The following is an 18,194-nucleotide window of genomic DNA, read 5'->3' as shown; positions in this document are numbered from 1 at the left end:
AAGCTTAGACTCCGAGCGACTTCAGCTTGCGGTGAAGCGCGGAGCGCTCCATCCCCACGAATTCGGCTGTGCGCGAGATATTGCCGCCGAAGCGGTTGATCTGGGCGATGAGATAGTCCTTCTCGAACATCTCGCGCGCTTCACGCAGCGGCAGCGTCATAATGTGATAGTCGTTCTTGGCCGAGACCTTCGGCAGCATGTCGCCGAGATCGGTCGGCAACATGTCGGCGGTGATCGGCGCGTCCGGGCCGTCGGAACGGGCAAGGATCATCAGCCGCTCGATATTGTTGCGCAGCTGGCGGATATTGCCCGGCCAGTCATGGGCCTGCAGAACGGCCATCGCGTCATCACCGATGCGGCGCTGGCGAATGCCGGCCTGTTCGGAAATCTGGCGCATCAGCTGGTCAACGAGGAACGGAATGTCCTCGCGGCGCTCGGCCAGCGCCGGAACCCGGACCGGCACAACGGCCAGACGATGATAAAGGTCTTCGCGGAACCAGCCTTCGGCAATGCGGCTTTCGAGATTGTAGGCGGTTGAGGAGATGATGCGGACATCGACCTTGACACGCTTGGAACCGCCGACGCGCTCGAACTGCTGATCGACGAGCACGCGCAGGATCTTGTTCTGCGTCTCGCGCGGCATCTCGCCGACTTCGTCGAGATAGAGAATGCCGCGATGGGCCTCTTCCAGAGCGCCGATCTTGCGGGCCTGGCCGGGCGAACCCTCAGTGCCGAAGAGCGCGATTTCCATCCGGTCGGGGGTGATGTTGGCGGCGTTGAGCGCCACGAACGGGCCGTTGGCGCGCGTCGACTTCTTGTGGATCATGCGCGCCACCAGTTCCTTGCCGGAACCGGATGCACCGAAGATCATGATGCGGCTGTTGGTCGGCGAGACCTTCTCGATCGTCTGGCGCAGCTGTGATACAGCAACCGAGGTGCCGATCAGCTCGACGGCATCGCCTGCCCGCTTCTTGAGCTCGGAGACTTCGCGCTTCAGCTTGGAGTTTTCCAGCGCGCGCTCGGCGATCAGGATCAGGCGGTCGGCCTTGAAGGGCTTTTCGATGAAATCGAAAGCGCCGCGCTTGATGGCGGATACGGCCGTTTCGATATTGCCATGACCCGAGATCATCACCACCGGAATATCGGGATGGCGCGTCTTGATCTCGTCGAGCAACGAGAGGCCGTCGAGCTTGCTACCCTGCATCCAGATATCGAGGAAGATCAGCCGCGGGGCGCGATCGGAGATCGCCGCCAGCGCACTATCGCTATCGTGAGCGGTCCGCGTTTCGTGGCCCTCGTCGGACAGGATCCCGGACACGATCTCGCGAATGTCATGTTCATCGTCGACGACGAGAATATCAGAGGCCATAAACGCTTTCCTTGTCGCTTTCAGCAGGGGCGGAAGATGCCGGCTCGAGACGCGGCAGATGCACGCGGATCATGGCTCCTCTTCCCTGGTCAAATTCTGCGGGCGCATCATGCAGCTCAAGCTGCCCGCCATGCTCTTCAATGATCTTCTTGACGATGGCGAGGCCCAGGCCTGTGCCCTTCTCCCGCATCGTCATGTAAGGCTCTAGAATGCTGTGCCGGTTTTCCACCGGCAGACCGCGGCCGTTATCGATGACATCGACGGTGAAGCGGTCACGGCCCTCGTCCATCGCTGCCCGCACCAGCACCTTGCGCTCGTCGCGCTCTTCGCTCGGTACGGCCTCGATCGCCTCGACGGCGTTCTTGATCAGGTTGCCGAATGCCTGACCGAGCATGCGGCTGTCGAACATGCCTTCGAGCGGCCGTTCGCCGAGCTCCTGCAGGAAGCTGACATGGGTGTTGCCCATCTCGCGCAGGAACATCGCATCGCGCAGGATGTCGCGCAGATCGCTCGGTTCCTTGGTCGGCTTCGGCATGCGGGCGAACGCCGAGAATTCGTCCACCATGCGGCCGATATCGCCGACCTGACGGATGATCGTGTCCGTGCACTGGTCGAAGACGGTCTTGTCGTCCTGATTGATCTGCTTGCCGTAGCGGCGCTGGATGCGCTCGGCCGACAGCTGGATCGGCGTCAGCGGGTTCTTGATCTCGTGGGCGATGCGGCGGGCAACGTCGCCCCAGGCGGTCGAACGCTGGGCGATGACGAGATCGGTGATGTCGTCGAGGGTGATGACGTAGGATTCGCCACTCTCCCTCACCTCTTCACGCGTAACCTGGACGCTTAGCGTACGGACCGTGCCGCCGCGCACCAGAGCGATCTGCTTGCGGAAATCGCCGCGGTAGCGCTGTGCGGCCTCTGTGAGGACCTGGTCGACCTCGGGAGCGATATCGGAAAGCTGCTTGCCGAGCATATCAGGCGCTTCGAGCGCCATAAGCGTTTCGGCCGAGCTGTTGACGATGGTGATGCGGCGGTCGCTCTCGACGCCGATCACGGCAGCGGTAACGCCCGACAGCACGGCCTCGATGAAACGGCGGCGGTCGTCCACTTCGTCCTTCGCCTCGAGGATTTCGTCACGCTGGGTGCGGATTTCCGAGATCATCTTATTGAAGGTGCGCGACAGGTTGGCGACGTCGCCATCGACGGCGTGAACCGGGACGACGATATCCATGTTGCCGGATGCGACGCTATCGGCAGCGGTGATCAGTAGGCGGATCGGGCGGACGATACGGTCGGCGACAGCAATCGCGGTCCAGATGGCGGCGAGCAGAACGATCAACGCGAAACCGATATAGAGAACCGCAAAGGCGATCTGCAGCGAGACGCGCCCCGCCTCCATCGACTGATATTCGCTGGCATTTTCCTGCATCAGGCGCATCGCGCCCATGACCTTCGGATCGACGGCACGGACCGTGTAGAGGAAGGCATCAGGAATGGATTCGAGTTTGATGATGGCGCCGACCAAGTTGGTCACACCCGGCGGAATCAGCGTCGGCTGGCCGGCGGCGGCCTTGGTCAGCGCATCCTGCGGAATGGCCGGCAGCGGCTTCTCGGTCTTGATGTCTGCCTGCGTGATCACCGCGCCGTTACTTTCGACCAGGAAGGCGCCGAGCAGGCCGCGTCCGCGCGCCTGGCGGGTCATCAGGTCGGCAAAGCCGGTACGGTCGAGATTGTAGAGCGTGCGGTTGCGCTCCAGGTCGTTCGCCATCGAGACCGTCTGGCCCTGGAGATAGCTGGCATTCTCCATCATGTAGGCCTGGCCGACATTGCGCGACGAGCTGACGATCGACTGAGTGCGCAGCGAGAACCACCGGTCGAGACCAGCGTTCAGCGTGATACTGGCAAAGAGGGCGACAAGGATCGCCGGGGTGATCGCCACCAGCGAGAAAAGCACGACGATGCGGATGTGAAGCCGCGCTGCGGCCCTTCCGCGAGTCCGTGCCTTCATCAGCCGCGCAACCTCACGGCCGATCAGCGCCATCAGACCAAGGACGAAGAAGGAATTGACGACGACGGAGGTGATGACGACGCGCGAGGTCGGCTCGATCGGCGTGAAGCCGAGCAGCACGAAGAGCGTTGCAGTGGCGCAGAGCAGCGCACCGCCCGCCAGCATGAGGCCCGGCAATGCGAAAAGCGCGCGGCGATCGGTAACGATCGCAACTCCCTCTTCACCCGCCGCAGGCGATGCCGCATCCTGCTTCATCAGGTCATTCTCCTGGCAGCAAATCGCCGCCACGCCACATCTGCAACCAACGGACCGGAAATCGAAAGCGTTCGCTCAATCCCTGAATGAAGAGATCAGCGGCACAGACCATCTGTTATGGTTACGATTGTCCAAACCCCATGCGTGACCTTTAAGCAACGCATTGTGGCGAAAATGCAACGCATCCCGCCACATTGTCAAGCTGTGCGGGAGCTCCGGTAGACCGAAACGCCGAGCTCACGGATCTTCTTGCGCAGCGTATTGCGGTTCAGACCGAGAAGATCGGCCGCCTTGATCTGGTTGCCGCGGGTCGCTGTTAGCGCTGCCAGGATCAGCGGATACTCCAATTCCGTGAGAACACGGTCATAGAGGCCGGGCGGCGGCAGATTCTCGCCGAAGCTGGCGAAATAGGTGCGCATATTCTCTTCGACGGCCTGGGCGATCGTCATCGAACCCGAGCGGATCGGCCCCTTGTCGATCGGGCTATCCGGCACGTCGGAGCGCAGCTCGCTCTCGATGATTTCGCGGGTGATCACATCCTGTGGATAAAGTGCCATCAGGCGGCGGATCAGGTTCTCGAGCTCGCGAACATTACCCGGCCAAGCATAGGCCTTCATCAGCTCCAGCGCTTCCTGGTCGAATCGCTTGGTGCCGAGACCTTCCTTTTCCGCCTGCTGGATGAAGTGGCGGACGAGATCGGGGATATCCTCAGCGCGGTCGCGCAGCGGCGGCAGGCGCAACGGCACGACGTTGAGGCGATAGTAGAGGTCTTCGCGGAAAAGACCCTGATTGATCGCCTGCTTCAGGTCCTTGTTGGTGGCGGCGACGATGCGCACGTCGGTGCGGATCGGCGTGCGGCCGCCAACGGTGGTGTACTCGCCTTGCTGCAGCACGCGGAGAAGGCGCGTCTGCGCATCCATCGGCATGTCGCCGATTTCGTCGAGGAAGAGCGTGCCGCCCTCGGCCTGTTCGAAACGGCCGGTCGAGCGGTTCTGCGCGCCGGTGAAGGCGCCCTTCTCGTGGCCGAAGAGCTCGGATTCGATCAGATCGCGCGGGATGGCGGCCATGTTGATGGCGACGAAGGGACCGTTGCGGCGCTTGCCGTAGTCGTGGAGCGCACGGGCGACGAGTTCCTTGCCGGTACCGGACTCGCCGGTGATCATCAGCGTCAGGTCGGTCTGCATCAGGCGCGCCAGAACGCGGTAGATTTCCTGCATCGCGGCGGAGCGGCCGACCAGCGGCATACCGTCCTGCATATCCTCGTCGAGCTTGGCGGGCTTCTTTTTCGGCTCGGCCAGCGCCCGGCCGATGATGCCGATCAGCTCCGTCAGATCGAAGGGTTTCGGCAGGTAATCGTAGGCGCCCTTCTCGGAGGCCTTGATCGCCGTCATGAAGGTGTTCTGCGCGCTCATGACCAGCACCGGCAGATCCGGCCGCGCCTTCTTGATGCGCGGCAGCAGATCGAAGGCGTTCTCGTCGGGCATGATGACGTCGGTCACCACAAGATCGCCCTCGCCCGCCGAAACCCAGCGCCAGAGCGTGGCGGCGTTCGAGGTGATGCGGACATCGTAGCCTGCGCGGCTGAGCGCCTGATTGAGCACCGTACGAATTGCCGCATCGTCATCTGCGACGAGAATCGTTGCTGTCATCGAGAAGTTCCTGTGGGGTTTGCAATTGCCGCGTCGTCAGATGAGGCATCCTTGGATGCCGGCATCAGGACACGGAAGGTGGTCTTGTTGTTCTGGCTGTCGCATTCGATGATGCCGCCATGGTCGCCGATGATCTTGGCGACCAGCGCAAGGCCAAGGCCGCTGCCATTGGTCTTGGTGGTGATGAAGGGATCGAAGAGGTGCGGCAGCAGGTCGGAGGGAACGCCCGGACCATTGTCCTGCACGCAGAACTCCAGCGGCAGCGAGATCTTCTCGCGCGTACCGGCAACAGAAAGGCGGATACCCGGGCGGTAGGCGGTGGTCAGCAGGATTTCGCCATCCTGCCGTTCGCCCACAGCTTCGGCGGCGTTCTTCACCAGATTGAGGAAGACCTGCACCAGCTGGTCGCGATTGGCGTAAACGGCCGGCAGCGACGGGTCGTAATTCTCGGTGATGCGGATCTGGCGGGCAAATCCTGCCTTGGCCACCGCCTTCACATGATCGAGGACCGAATGGATGTTGACCGGAACGCGATCGACGGGGCGCTCGTCGGAGAAGACTTCCATACGGTCGACAAGCGAGACGATACGGTCGGTCTCGTCGCAGATGAGCCGGGTTAGCGCCCGGTCCTCATCGACGGCCGACTGTTCGAGAAGCTGTGCCGCGCCACGGATGCCGGAGAGCGGGTTCTTGATTTCATGCGCCAGCATCGAGGCCAGCCCGGTGACGGAGCGCGCCGCAGCGCGATGGGTCAGCTGACGGTCGATCTTGTCGGCCATCGAGCGCTCCTGGAAGACGACGACGACGGAGCCCGGGGCACTGATGACAGGGGCGACATAGAGATCGACCAGTTTGTCCTGACCAAGCCGCGGCGAGCTCAGATCGACGCGATACTCGTTGACGGGAGCGCGACGCTCTCGGACCTGATCGATCAGCGCCAGCAGCGGGCTGCCGAAAGGAATGAAGGTCGAGATCCTGTAGCGCGCCAGATGCGAGGCACTGGCGCCGAAGAAGGCCTCGGCCTCCCAATTGGCGAAGGCGACGAGGCCCTGCTCGTCCACCATGATGACGGGGTTCTGGATGGCGTTCAGCACCGCCATCGCTACGCCACTCGTCTGATCGGCCTGCGTCTTGTCCGTCATGCCGCCTCCCGGCTCTGAACTGCCTCTGCACCTGCAGAGAGCGCATCGTGAAGCCGCCGCTCCACCTCCAGCGGCTGGTTCGAAGTCATGATCGCCGCCCTGTCTTCCCCGGAAAGGCCGGGGGCGTATTGTTCGAGATACCAGCCGAGATGCTTGCGGGAATGGCGGATGGCGACATGCTCGCCGTAGAACTCCAGCATCATCCGGTAGTGCTCGACGGCAATATCGGCGATCTCCGCGCTTTCCGGCCCGGCAGCACCGGCCAGCACACCGGCATGCCACGGACGGCCCTGGCAGCCGCGGCCGATCATCACCGCATCGGCGCCCGAGCGGCGGAGAATTTCTTGGGCATCTTCGGGCGTGTTGACATCGCCGTTGGCGATCAGCGGCACCGAGACGACATCGCGGACGGCGCGGATTGCGTCCCAATCCGCCTTGCCCTCGTAGAACTGCATGCGGGTGCGGCCGTGGATGGTGATCAGCTGGATGCCGGCCTCCTCGGCACGCTTGGCGATATGAGGCGCGTTCAGCGAATTCTCGTCCCAGCCGAGGCGCATCTTCAGCGTAACAGGGATATCGACAGCCTTCACGGTCGCCTCGATCAGCGTCAAGGCGTGATCGGGATCGCGCATCAGCGCCGAGCCGGAATAGCCGCCGATCACCTTCTTGGCCGGGCAGCCCATGTTGATGTCGATGATATCGGCTCCGGCATCGGCGGCGACCTTGGCCGCCTCGCCCATCCAATAGGCTTCGCGCCCGGCAAGCTGCACCATATGCGGCTTGAAGCCGGCAGCCTTCAGGCGCGACCAGGATTCGGCGGTGTTATTGACCAGCTCGCGGCTCGCCACCATCTCAGTGACGACGAGGCCAGCGCCATAACGCCAGGCCAGCTGCCGGAACGGCATATCCGTGACGCCGGACATTGGCGCCAGCGCGACGCGGTTGCGCACGGAGACGTTTCCGATCTGCAATGGCGCTGCTAGGTTCACTGGATGCAATTGATTATCTTTCAGGCACACAATATTGCTGCACTATTTTTAGCCATAGACGAATGGCTTGCCAAGAGGCTTTGGTTGGAATTGATATTTTTTGGGCAGATGCTGGAAAGCCGATGACCAAGGCTATAGAGCACTTACGTCGCTTTCTGCATATTTTAGGGATTTATGCCGCAAATGCATTCGAAGCAACCACTATCGGCCGGGATTGTCGTCGTCGCCGCGGGGCGCGGCGAGCGTGCTGGTGCCTCCGTCGAAGGGCCGAAGCAGTATCGCATGGTCGGCGGCAAGCCGGTTATTGCCCATACGCTTGAAAACTTCATGACATGGGAGCACGCCGCCCATATCGTCGTGGTCATCCACCCCGACGACGAGGCGCTGTTCGACAAGGCGCTGCGCCATATCCTTTCGGCGACGCCGATCGAGGCGGTGCATGGCGGCGCGACGCGCCAGCAATCGGTGCTGGCCGGCCTGCGTCATCTCAAGGACAAGGGCATCAGCCACGTTCTCATTCACGATGCCGTGCGGCCGTTCTTCGACCATGTGCTGCTCGACCGCGTCGCCGATGCGCTGATTGCCGGAGCGCCCGCAGTCCTTCCTGCCACGCCGGTCGCCGACACGCTGAAACGCGCCGACAAGACGGGAACCGTGCTGGAGACCGTGTCGCGCGAACATCTCTTTGCGGCGCAGACGCCGCAATCCTTCGCTTTCGACACCATTCTGGCCGCGCATGAAGATGCGCATCAATCCGGCCGGAGTGATTTCACCGACGACGCCTCGATTGCCGAATGGGCGGGCATTCCCGTGACCATCGTTGAAGGAGCTGCCGACAATATGAAGCTGACCGTGAAGCGCGATATCGCCCTTGCCGACAACCGCCTGTCGTCATCGGCCCTGCCCGACGTGCGCACCGGCAACGGCTACGACGTGCACCAGCTTGAGCCCGGCGACGGCGTGACGCTCTGCGGCCTGTTCATTCCACACGATCAGAAGCTGAAGGGACATTCGGATGCCGACGTGGCGCTGCACGCGCTGACCGATGCGCTGCTCGCTACCTGCGGCGCCGGCGATATCGGCGACCATTTTCCGCCATCCGATCCGCAATGGAAGGGCGCGGCATCCCGCATCTTCCTCGAGCATGCCGCCAAGATCGTGCGCGACTGCGGCGGGACGATCATGAATGCCGACGTCTCGCTGATCGCAGAAGCACCCAAGGTCGGGCCGCATCGCGACGAGATGCGCGCCAATATTGCCGAGTTCCTCGGCATTTCGATCGGCCGCTGCTCGGTGAAGGCGACGACCAACGAGACGATCGGCTTCGTCGGCCGCCGCGAGGGCATTGCTGCCATCGCCACCGCGACCGTCGTTTTCCGCGGCGCGAGGGATTGACGATGTTCACGGCCGAGATCCTGGCGCTTGCTGAAAAGATCATCCGGGATTTCTCGGCAGAGGAGTTGATGGTCTCGACGGCGGAGAGCTGCACGGGCGGACTGATCGCCGGCGCCTTGACGGAAATCTCGGGATCCTCCGCCGTCGTCGACCGCGGCTTCGTCACCTATACGAACACGGCAAAGATGGAGATGCTCGGCGTCCAGGAGCAGACGCTTGCCCGCTTCGGCGCCGTATCCGAGGAAACCGCGCGGCAGATGGTGCATGGCGCCCTCTTCCGCTCACGCGCTGCTTTTGCGGTGGCGGTGACAGGCATTGCCGGGCCCGGCGGCGGCTCGGCGGAAAAGCCTGTCGGCCTCGTGCATCTCGCAGCAAAGTCGCGGCAGGGTGCGCTCATGCATCACAAGATGCTCTATGGCGATATCGGCCGCGACAAGGTGCGGCTTGCGACCGTCAAGACGGCGCTGGAAATGCTGCTGGCGCTGAAGTAGCATCCGGGAACAAAAGTCTTCTGCCACCGTTTCTGCCGCGTTGCCGGCCGCCGCCGGTTTTGAAGGATGTTCCCATGAGATATTTGGCTGCCATCGGCGTTGCATTGAGCCTCGGCTGCATTTCTGCCGCGGAAGCACCGTCCAACTATCAGACCTATTCAGGCATTCGTGTCGATTCCGACCCGGTGCTGCTCGCCCGCTACGATCGAGCGCTGTCCTATTGCCAGCCGGAAGCGATGTCTCATCGCGGCTCGCCGGATACGCACAGCATGATCTACAACGTGGCTCTGCGGAACTGCCTCTACCGGCGCAGTTTTGTGGATCGGGGCTACTACGCCTATCCGGCAAACCAGGTCTTCGACCACTTCCTGGACAGGTAGGCGTCAGCCGCCGTAGATCGCCGATGCGCGCTTTTCGAAGGCTTCCGTGAACATGCGGAAGGCCCTGTCGAACATCGTGCCCATGAGCGCGCCGAGAATGCGGCTCTTGAACTCGTAGTCGATGAAGAAATTGACCATCGAGCCCGGCGTGGCTTCGGTGAAGCTCCAGCGATTGTCGAGATACTTGAACGGGCCGTCGATATATTTCACGTCAATGACGCGCTCTGCCTTGTTGAGCAGCACCTGCGTCGTGAATGTCTCGCGGATCGCCTTGTAGCCAACCGTCATGTCGGCGACGAGCAGGATCTTGCCGTCGCGTTCCTTGCGGCTACGGATCGTCAGCGCCTCGCACAGCGGCAGGAATTCCGGATAGCGCTCGACATCGGCAACGAGGTCGAACATCTGCTCGGCTGTATGGGGAACGGGACGATGCGTTTCGAATTGCGGCATGAAGCGCAGTTAAGCGGGCGCGCCGAGAAGATCAAGAAGGCGGCTGACGTCTCGCCGGCTTTTCAGCTGCAAAACCGGGATATCAGGGCCGTAACGGTCGATACCGGCAATTACGAGCGGCGCGAACCGCTGCTCGAAAGTCCAGATATAGGTGAGGAATTCGCGGTCCGGCAGCTGCTCCCGGCAACCGGGCGCCATGTCCGGCCGTGTCTTGCCGAGGTGGAAGAACGCCCGCTTGCAGATGCCCCACAGGCAGATCCAGCGCGGCATGCGAACCCAGATGATGAACTGCGTGCGCGGCACGCGGATATCGAAGGTCGAGGGGCCGGTGCCGTCCATCAGCCAGCCTTCCCCGTTGACAACCTCGGTGATCAGCGCCCGCTCCTCGGCCTTCGCCCGCTTGACCCAGCCGGGCAGCCAGAAGAACTCCCTGTCCATCGAGACATGCCGGAGGCTGAGGAGACCGGAGAGTTTTCGCGACAGCGTGCTCTTGCCGCCGCCGGAGCAGCCGACGACCATGATGCGCCCTGCCCCGCGGATCAGGCTGACGGCTTGGTCGAGGTCGTCGATATAGGCCGGCATCGCATCGCTCCGCATTTCGGCAAACAAAAAGCCGCGGCGAAAATCGCCGCGGCTTCTCGAAAATGCAAGCAGGGATTTTATTCTGCGGCGATCAGCAGCTTCTTTTCGCGCGCCGCTTTCAAACGGGCGAAGTCGTCGCCGGCGTGATGCGAGGAGCGGGTCAGCGGGCTGGAGGCGACCATCAGGAAGCCCTTGGTGTAAGCGACGGTCTCGTAGGACTTGAATTCCTCCGGCGTCACGAAGCTTTCGACCTTATGGTGCTTGCGGGTCGGCTGCAGATATTGGCCGATCGTCAGGAAGTCGACATCGGCGGTACGCAGGTCGTCCATCAGCTGCAGCACTTCGTTGCGCTCTTCGCCGAGGCCAACCATGATGCCTGATTTGGTGAACATGGTCGGGTCCAGTTCCTTCACGCGCTGCAATAGGCGGATGGAGTGGAAATAACGGGCGCCGGGACGGACGGTCAGGTAGTTGCCGGCGACAGTTTCCATATTGTGGTTGAAGACGTCGGGCTTGGCAGCGACGACGCGCTCCAGGGCACCGGGCTTCTTCAGGAAGTCAGGGGTCAGGATTTCAATCGTCGTCATCGGCGACGCTTCACGGATCGCCCAGATGACCTTTTCGAAATGCTCGGCGCCACCATCTTCCAGATCGTCGCGGTCAACGGAGGTGATGACGACGTGGCTGAGGCCCATCTGCTTGACGGCCTTGGCGACGTTCTCGGGCTCGGCCATGTCCAGCGCATTCGGCTTGCCGGTCGAGACGTTGCAGAAGGCGCAGGCGCGGGTACAGATCTCGCCCATGATCATGAAGGTGGCGTGCTTCTTGTCCCAGCACTCGCCGATATTCGGGCAGCCGGCTTCCTCGCAGACGGTGACGAGCTTGTGCTCCTTCACGATCGAGCGGGTTTCGGCGTAGCCCTTGGAGGTCGGCGCCTTTACACGGATCCACTCCGGCTTGCGCAGAACTTCCTGGTCCGGCCGGTGGGCCTTTTCCGGATGGCGCACGCGCTTTACGTCGGGATTGATCGTGTCGAGAATGGTTACCATTACCGTGTCAACTTTCCGCCGCCCCAATGCGGCTTCACCAGTCTGCACATAAGTCTTTTAGCCGTCCGTTACAATCGGCCGGTCATGTGCATCAACGCCGGACGAGCCGGGCGAAGAATATCAGCAGGCAAGCGCCGAGAAATCCGGTGACGAAGTAGCCAAGCCGCCCGCCGGCCACTTCGATATGGAACTGCGCCAGGATGGCGGTGGCGACGACCGAGCCGACGATACCGAGCACGATATTCAGCAGAATGCCATATCGCGCATCCATCAGTTTGCCCGCGAGCCAGCCCGCAAAACCGCCGATGATGATTGCCGCCAGCCAGCCTACGCCTTCCATGTGAGCCCTTTTCCTACGCTATCGCCCTGGCGATCAGCACCACGATGATGGCGCCGACCGTGGCGTGAATGATCTGCACAACCAATGCATTTTCAATGCCAAGCGAGATGCCCAGCGCATTGAACAGAAAGCCGCCGACGAAGGCGCCGACGATGCCGCTCAGCAAGCACCGGATCAAACCGCCGCCGCCGACCACGAGGCTTGCCAGAAACCCGGCGACGAGCCCGATCAGCAGGAAGATGAGCAGTGCCTGCGTACCCATTGACATGATGATTTCCTTTCGTTTTTCCGCCCCGTCAGGACAGTTCACACCATCCTGATAGAGAGGGCGGAAACGGAAATTATCAAGCGTTCAGCACGCGGCCGTAAGCGTCGAGCACGGCTTCCTTCATCGATTCCGAAACGGTCGGATGCGGGAAGATCGTGTGCATCAGTTCTTCTTCCGTCGTTTCCAGGTTCATGGCGACGACGAAGCCCTGGATGAGCTCGGTGACTTCGGCGCCGACCATGTGGGCGCCGAGAAGTTCGCCAGTCTTCTTGTCGAAGATGACCTTGACCATGCCTTGATCTTCGCCGAGCGCGATCGCCTTGCCGTTGGCGACGAAGGAGAAGCGGCCGACGCGGATATCGCGACCGGCTTCCTTGGCCTTGGCTTCGGTCAGACCGACCGATGCGACCTGCGGGTTGCAGTAGGTGCAGCCCGGAACCTTGCTCTTGTCGGTCGGGTGGACGTTCGGCAGGCCGGCGATCTTCTCGATGCAGACGACGCCTTCATGCTCGGCCTTGTGGGCGAGCATCGGCGGGCCGGCAACGTCGCCGATGGCGTAAATGCCGGGGACATTCGTCTTGCCGTAGCCGTCGATGACGACGCAGCCGCGGTCGGTCTTCACGCCGACGGCCTCGAGGCCGAGGTTTTCAATGTTGCCCTGGACGCCGACAGCAGAGATCATCCGGTCAGCGGTGATCTGCTGCGACTTGCCATCGGCTGTCTCGACGGTCGCGGTGACGCTGTCCGCGCCCTTTTCGACCTTGGTGATCTTGGCGCTGGTGAAGATCTTCAGCCCACGCTTTTCGAGCTGCTTGCGGGCGATCGCGGTGATCTCAGCGTCTTCGACCGGCATGATCGTCGGCATGACTTCGACGACGGTGACGTCGACGCCCATCGAGCGGTAGAAGCTCGCGAATTCGATGCCGATGGCGCCCGAGCCCATGACGATCAGCGACTTCGGCAGGACATCCGGCTTCAGCGCTTCGAAATAGGTCCAGATCAGCTTGCCATCCGGCTCGATGCCCGGCAAAGCGCGCGGACGGGCGCCGGTGGCGATGATGATGTGCTTGGCCGTGTAGGTGCCGGCTTCGCTCTTGATGTTCTTTGGCAGCGGATGCTGCGGCTCGACGACGGGCTTCGAGGACTTGGAAACGGTGATCTCGCCGGGCTTGGTGATTTTCGCCTCGCCCCAGATGACATCGACCTTGTTCTTCTTCATCAGGAAGCCGACGCCGGCATTCAGGCGGCCGGAGACGGCGCGCGAGCGGGCGACGACGGCCTTGGTATCGGCCTTGACCGAACCTTCGAGAACGAGGCCATAATCCTTCAGGTGGTTCGAATGGTCGAGAATTTCGGCGGAGCGCAGCAGCGCCTTGGTCGGGATGCAGCCCCAGTTGAGGCAGATGCCGCCCAGGTGTTCGCGCTCGACGATCGCGACCTTCAGGCCGAGCTGGCCAGCACGCACTGCCGCGACATAGCCGCCAGGTCCAGAACCGATGATGATGACGTCGTAATTCTCAGCCATGTTTCCTGCCTTTTTATCCGGCGAGGCGGGTCAAAAGCACCCACTCGTGTTTCTTGCTGCTTTCGAAAAGCGGTACGGCGTCAGCGCGCGCCGCTTCCGAAAATCCATTCTTCTTGTACAGCGCGAGCGCTGCGTCATTGTCGCTTGCGGTGATCAGGCTGACCGGCAATCCGTTTGCCCTGTCGATCTGGTCACCGAGCAGCTTCATTCCAATGCCGATACCGCGCAGATGGCGGTAGACTGCCAGCGTGCCGATGAACCAGCCACCGGCGACCGTCTTCTGCATGGCGATGACGGGCGCCAGTGCCGGACGGTCCGTCTTGAGGGCGTGGATCCCCTCGCCCAACTCGTATCCGACTGCAGCGCCTGCGACCTCACCGTAAGCTTCGGCAACGACTGCGTTCTGCCAGCTGCCCCATTCGCCGTCCCGGCTCATCTTCAGCCGGCCATGCTCCAGCGGCGTATCGGTCTTGCCGTTGGCAACTTCCGAAAACCACAGCCAGGAGGCAAAGCCATGCGAGCCGATATCGACGAGGATCGCTAGCTCGGCCGCATCCTTCCGTTCCGCCGCTCTAAGCGCTGCGAAAGCGCCGCCCATGGTCACAGCCCCAGCATCATCCGGACGATCGATTCCATGCCGCGCCCTAGAGCGCGGGTATTTTCGGCATCGAGATGGATGCCATCGAGCGGCGTGGTCTTGGCGACGGAATTGCCGTCGAAGAAGCCGCAGCCGAGTTCGTCGGCGAGATCGCGGTAGAGCGTTGCGAGCTTCGCAGACTCTTCGATGCCGCCAGTAAACGACGCGGCGAACGGTACGTTAGCCGTCTCGCAAAGGACCGGCGGCGCCACGATCAGGATATCCGGACCGTCGAACTCGAAGGGCCAGGCGTGATTGCGGATCAGCCGCACCAGCCGGGCGATGCCCTGGCAGGCGGCAAAAGCCGAACCCGCCACGACAGGCTTCATGTCGTTGGTGCCGAGCAGGATGATGATGAGATCGAGCGGCGCATGCGTCTGCAGAATGGTCGGCAGGATGCGTGCGCCGTTGCGATCGCAATCGGCAAGATGGTCGTCGAAGGCGGTGGTCCGGCCGTTCAGACCTTCGGCGATGACGCGGACATCGCTGCCGAGAGCGGCTTGTAGCGCGCTCGGCCAGCGATCTTCATAGGCGTGGCGGCCGATCGTCTCGGCGCTGTAGCCCCAGGTCAGCGAGTCGCCATAGCAAAGAACGGTCTTCGTCATTTCCGCCTCCGCCCTTTGATCAGACCAGCATGCCCATCGGGTTTTCGATGTAGCCCTTGAACGCCTGCAGCACCTCGGCTCCGAGCGCGCCATCGACGCAACGGTGGTCGGTCGAGAGCGTGACGCTCATCACGGTGGCGATCGCCATCTCGCCCTTCTTGACGATGACACGCTGCTCGCCTGCGCCGACCGCGAGGATCGTTGCATGCGGCGGGTTGATGACGGCGGCAAACTGCTTGACACCCATCATGCCCATGTTCGACACCGACGTGGTACCGCCCTGGTATTCCTCGGGCTTCAGCTTGCGGTCCTTGGCGCGCTTGCCGAGATCCTTCATCTCGTTGGAGATGGCCGAGAGCGTCTTCAGCTCCGCCTTGCGGACGATCGGGGTGATCAGGCCACCCGGGATGGAGACAGCAACGCCGACATCGGCGTTCTTGTGCTTGACCATCGCATTCTCGGTCCAGGAAACGTTTGCATCCGGCACGTCGCGGAGAGCGAGCGCCATCGCCTTGATGACCATGTCGTTGACCGACAGCTTGTAGGCCGGAACGCCGTCCTTGGACTTCGGTGCGGCATCGTTGAGCTGGGCACGGAGCGCCAGAAGCGCGTCGAGCTCGCAATCGACGGTGACGTAGAAGTGCGGAACGGTCTGCTTGGATTCGACCAGACGCTTGGCAATGACTTTGCGCATGCCGTCATGCGGCACGAGTTCATAGGAACCGGCTTCGAACAGCTTGAGAACGGCCTCGTCGGAAGCGCCCTTCGGGGCTGCGGCAGGTGCCGGTGCGGCGGCCTGCGGCGCTGCTGCGGCCGGAGCCTTGGCACCACCGCCGGCGACGGCAGCTTCGATGTCGCTCTTGACGACGCGGCCGTGCGGACCGGAACCGGAGATCGCCGAAAGGTCGATACCGGCTTCCTTGGCAAGACGGCGAGCGAGCGGCGACGAGAAGGTGCGGTTGCCGGACGATGCAGCTGCAGCAGGTGCTGCGGCCGGAGCCGGAGCAGCGGCGGCCGCAGCCGGCTGGGCAGCAGCGGGTGCGGCTTCCGCCTTCGGTGCCGGTGCAGCTTCGGCCTTCGGTGCAGAGCCTGCACCGCTTGCGGCAGCCTTCACGTCTTCGCCTTCGGCGGCCAGAACCGCGATCAGCGCGTTAACCTTGACGCCTTCGGTACCAGCGGGAACGACGATCTTGGCAACAGTGCCTTCATCGACGGCTTCGACTTCCATCGTCGCCTTGTCGGTCTCGATCTCGGCGATGACGTCACCCGACTTGACCGTGTCGCCTTCCTTGACGAGCCACTTGGCCAGGTTGCCCTCTTCCATGGTCGGAGACAGGGCAGGCATCGTAATATTAATGGGCATTGTCTCTCTCTCCCGGCATCTCACTTACCAGTTCAAGTCTCTTCCCACGAATAGTTCTACCGATACTCGCGAAGAGGAAATAGTTTAGCGTAAAAAAGGAAGCGCCTAGAACCACGACAAGCTGTACCGCCATACGGATCACCCCCAACGCTTGCTCGGACAGCTGAAAAAGCCCTCCGAGCAAGGCGATGAAGAAGCCCGAAACAAACGTCCAAACGACAACAACCAATGCCGTCGAAAGAAGATGCTTCCAATATACCGACCAAGTAATCGGCATCAGCGACTCGACGTTAGCCACGCGCAATCCCTTACTTGTAGCAGACGGTTTTCACTGCCTGGACGACTTCGTCGACATTCGGCAGCGCCAGCTTTTCGAGGTTTGCGGCGTAGGGCATCGGAACGTCCTTGCCGGCGATCGTCAGAACCGGTGCATCGAGGTAATCGAAGGCCTGCTGCATGACGCGGGTGGCTATTTCGGTGCCGACCGAGTTCTGCGGGTAGCCTTCCTCGACGGTGACGAGGCGGCCGGTCTTCTTGACGGATTCGATGACCGTCGGGAGATCCATCGGACGCAGCGTGCGCAGGTCGATCAGTTCGGCGTCGATGCCGATCTTCTCGAGCTCGGCAACAGCCTTGACCGCATAGGTCATGCCGATGCCGAAGGAGACGATGGTGACGTCCTTGCCCTGGCGGTGGATGCGCGCCTTGCCGATCGGCAGAACGAAATTGTCGAGCTTCGGCACGTCGAAGTGCTGACCGTAGAGAATTTCGTTTTCGAGGAAGACGACCGGGTTCGGATCGCGGATCGCAGCCTTGAGCAGACCCTTGGCGTCAGCTGCCGTGTAGGGCATGACGACCTTGAGGCCGGGGATCTGGCTGTACCAGGATGCGTAATCCTGGCTGTGCTGAGCGCCAACGCGGGCTGCAGCGCCGTTCGGGCCGCGGAAGACGATCGGAGCGCCCATCTGGCCGCCCGACATGTAAAGCGTCTTGGCAGCGGAGTTGATGATCTGGTCGATCGCCTGCATGGCGAAGTTGAAGGTCATGAACTCGACGATCGGCTTCAGGCCGGCCATGGCAGCGCCGACGCCGACGCCGGCAAAGCCGTGTTCGGTGATCGGGGTGTCGATGACGCGGCGTGCGCCGAATTCCTGCAGGAGACCCTGGGTGACCTTGTAGGCGCCCTGATATTCGGCAACTTCTTCGCCCATGACGAAGACGCTGTCGTCAGCGCGCATTTCTTCGGCCATCGCGTCACGCAGTGCTTCGCGAACGGTCATGGAGACCATTTCAGTGCCGGCCGGGATTTCCGGATCGTTCGGCACGGATGCCTTGGGCTCGGCCGGGACCGGAGCGGCAGCCGACTTCTGTTCGGTTGCGGCCGGCGCCGGAGCAGCAGCGGCCGGAGCCGGCTCAGCAGCAGGGGCAGCCGACGAAATATCGGCAGCCGATTCGCCGTCCTGCAGCAGGATCGCAATCTTGGCGTTGACCTTGACGTTCTCGGTGCCGGCCGGGACCAGCAGCTTGCCGATCACGCCTTCATCGACGGCTTCGACTTCCATCGTCGCCTTGTCGGTTTCGATTTCGGCAATCACGTCACCCGAGGTGACCTTGTCGCCTTCATTCTTGAGCCACTTGGACAGCGTGCCTTCTTCCATCGTCGGAGAGAGGGCGGGCATGAGGATATCGATAGGCATTGG

General features: G+C 62.2%; 19 protein-coding genes. 3 read left to right on the top strand and 16 right to left on the bottom strand.

Translation table 11 applies throughout. The annotated features are described in order from the left end of the window. Positions 1–4 precede the first annotated feature (4 nt). The 5 genes from ntrX to dusB form a co-directional block, all read right to left on the bottom strand. Entirely contained in the window at positions 5–1,369 is a 1,365-nt protein-coding gene (gene ntrX / locus ABIE40_RS09100) for a nitrogen assimilation response regulator NtrX (RefSeq protein WP_112711793.1), read from the bottom strand. After that, on the bottom strand, positions 1,359–3,629 hold the full coding sequence (locus ABIE40_RS09095; RefSeq protein WP_112711791.1) for a sensor histidine kinase NtrY-like: 2,271 nt from the start codon (positions 3,627–3,629) through the stop codon (positions 1,359–1,361). The genes ntrX and ABIE40_RS09095 overlap by 11 nt, the downstream gene beginning before the upstream one ends. 197 nt (positions 3,630–3,826) lie before the next feature. Beyond that, positions 3,827–5,278, bottom strand: a complete 1,452-nt coding sequence (gene ntrC, locus ABIE40_RS09090) for a nitrogen regulation protein NR(I) (RefSeq protein ID WP_112711789.1) — start codon at positions 5,276–5,278, stop codon at positions 3,827–3,829. Next, entirely contained in the window at positions 5,275–6,420 is a 1,146-nt protein-coding gene (locus tag ABIE40_RS09085; RefSeq protein ID WP_112711787.1) for a two-component system sensor histidine kinase NtrB, read from the bottom strand. Before ABIE40_RS09085 ends, ntrC begins: the two co-directional genes overlap by 4 nt. Beyond that, positions 6,417–7,439 carry a tRNA dihydrouridine synthase DusB gene (gene dusB / locus ABIE40_RS09080; protein ID WP_199629319.1) on the bottom strand — a complete coding sequence of 341 codons (1,023 nt, stop codon included), beginning with the start codon at positions 7,437–7,439 and terminating at the stop codon, positions 6,417–6,419. The genes ABIE40_RS09085 and dusB overlap by 4 nt, the downstream gene beginning before the upstream one ends. Before the next feature lie 144 nt (positions 7,440–7,583). On the opposite strand from dusB, the gene ABIE40_RS09075 reads away from it, so the two are divergent. From ABIE40_RS09075 to ABIE40_RS09065, 3 genes are all read left to right on the top strand, one after another. After that, on the top strand, positions 7,584–8,804 hold the full coding sequence (locus tag ABIE40_RS09075) for a bifunctional 2-C-methyl-D-erythritol 4-phosphate cytidylyltransferase/2-C-methyl-D-erythritol 2,4-cyclodiphosphate synthase (protein ID WP_199629320.1): 1,221 nt from the start codon (positions 7,584–7,586) through the stop codon (positions 8,802–8,804). Positions 8,805–8,806: 2 nt separating this feature from the next. After that, the gene (locus ABIE40_RS09070) at positions 8,807–9,295 is read left to right on the top strand and encodes a CinA family protein (RefSeq protein ID WP_502944781.1); all 489 of its coding nucleotides are present in this window, start codon (positions 8,807–8,809) and stop codon (positions 9,293–9,295) included. A gap of 74 nt (positions 9,296–9,369) precedes the next feature. Beyond that, positions 9,370–9,675 (top strand): hypothetical protein, encoded by a 306-nt coding sequence (locus ABIE40_RS09065; protein ID WP_112711779.1) that lies wholly within the window; start codon positions 9,370–9,372, stop codon positions 9,673–9,675. 3 nt (positions 9,676–9,678) lie between these two features. Here the strand turns inward: ABIE40_RS09065 and ABIE40_RS09060 are convergent, their stop codons facing one another. The 11 genes from ABIE40_RS09060 to ABIE40_RS09010 form a co-directional block, all read right to left on the bottom strand. Next, on the bottom strand, positions 9,679–10,125 hold the full coding sequence (locus tag ABIE40_RS09060) for a type II toxin-antitoxin system RatA family toxin (RefSeq protein WP_112711777.1): 447 nt from the start codon (positions 10,123–10,125) through the stop codon (positions 9,679–9,681). 9 nt (positions 10,126–10,134) lie between these two features. After that, positions 10,135–10,707 carry a P-loop NTPase family protein gene (locus tag ABIE40_RS09055; RefSeq protein ID WP_199629322.1) on the bottom strand — a complete coding sequence of 191 codons (573 nt, stop codon included), beginning with the start codon at positions 10,705–10,707 and terminating at the stop codon, positions 10,135–10,137. A 77-nt stretch (positions 10,708–10,784) separates the two neighbouring features. Then, positions 10,785–11,756, bottom strand: a complete 972-nt coding sequence (gene lipA / locus ABIE40_RS09050; protein ID WP_130278378.1) for a lipoyl synthase — start codon at positions 11,754–11,756, stop codon at positions 10,785–10,787. 91 nt (positions 11,757–11,847) lie between these two features. Continuing rightward, positions 11,848–12,096 (bottom strand): GlsB/YeaQ/YmgE family stress response membrane protein, encoded by a 249-nt coding sequence (locus tag ABIE40_RS09045; RefSeq protein ID WP_112711773.1) that lies wholly within the window; start codon positions 12,094–12,096, stop codon positions 11,848–11,850. A gap of 13 nt (positions 12,097–12,109) precedes the next feature. Beyond that, positions 12,110–12,364, bottom strand: a complete 255-nt coding sequence (locus tag ABIE40_RS09040; protein WP_199629323.1) for a GlsB/YeaQ/YmgE family stress response membrane protein — start codon at positions 12,362–12,364, stop codon at positions 12,110–12,112. A 76-nt stretch (positions 12,365–12,440) separates the two neighbouring features. Continuing rightward, complete coding sequence (gene lpdA / locus ABIE40_RS09035; protein ID WP_112711769.1) at positions 12,441–13,889, bottom strand: dihydrolipoyl dehydrogenase; 1,449 nt, start codon at positions 13,887–13,889, stop codon at positions 12,441–12,443. A 13-nt stretch (positions 13,890–13,902) separates the two neighbouring features. Then, positions 13,903–14,487: a GNAT family N-acetyltransferase gene (locus tag ABIE40_RS09030; RefSeq protein ID WP_112711767.1), complete on the bottom strand. Its 585-nt coding sequence runs from the start codon at positions 14,485–14,487 to the stop codon at positions 13,903–13,905. Between the two features lie 2 nt (positions 14,488–14,489). Further along, positions 14,490–15,131 (bottom strand): SGNH/GDSL hydrolase family protein, encoded by a 642-nt coding sequence (locus ABIE40_RS09025; RefSeq protein ID WP_199629324.1) that lies wholly within the window; start codon positions 15,129–15,131, stop codon positions 14,490–14,492. A gap of 19 nt (positions 15,132–15,150) precedes the next feature. Next, positions 15,151–16,494 carry a pyruvate dehydrogenase complex dihydrolipoamide acetyltransferase gene (locus ABIE40_RS09020; protein WP_199629325.1) on the bottom strand — a complete coding sequence of 448 codons (1,344 nt, stop codon included), beginning with the start codon at positions 16,492–16,494 and terminating at the stop codon, positions 15,151–15,153. Continuing rightward, complete coding sequence (locus tag ABIE40_RS09015) at positions 16,484–16,792, bottom strand: hypothetical protein (RefSeq protein WP_199629326.1); 309 nt, start codon at positions 16,790–16,792, stop codon at positions 16,484–16,486. The genes ABIE40_RS09020 and ABIE40_RS09015 overlap by 11 nt, the downstream gene beginning before the upstream one ends. A gap of 10 nt (positions 16,793–16,802) precedes the next feature. Beyond that, positions 16,803–18,191, bottom strand: a complete 1,389-nt coding sequence (locus ABIE40_RS09010; RefSeq protein WP_199629327.1) for a pyruvate dehydrogenase complex E1 component subunit beta — start codon at positions 18,189–18,191, stop codon at positions 16,803–16,805. Positions 18,192–18,194: the final 3 nt, after the last annotated feature.

Origin of the sequence: Rhizobium sp. OAE497 (assembly GCF_040546565.1) — a bacterium.
Lineage (GTDB): Bacteria > Pseudomonadota > Alphaproteobacteria > Rhizobiales > Rhizobiaceae > Rhizobium.
This window is presented reverse-complemented; position numbering and strand designations above follow the sequence as displayed.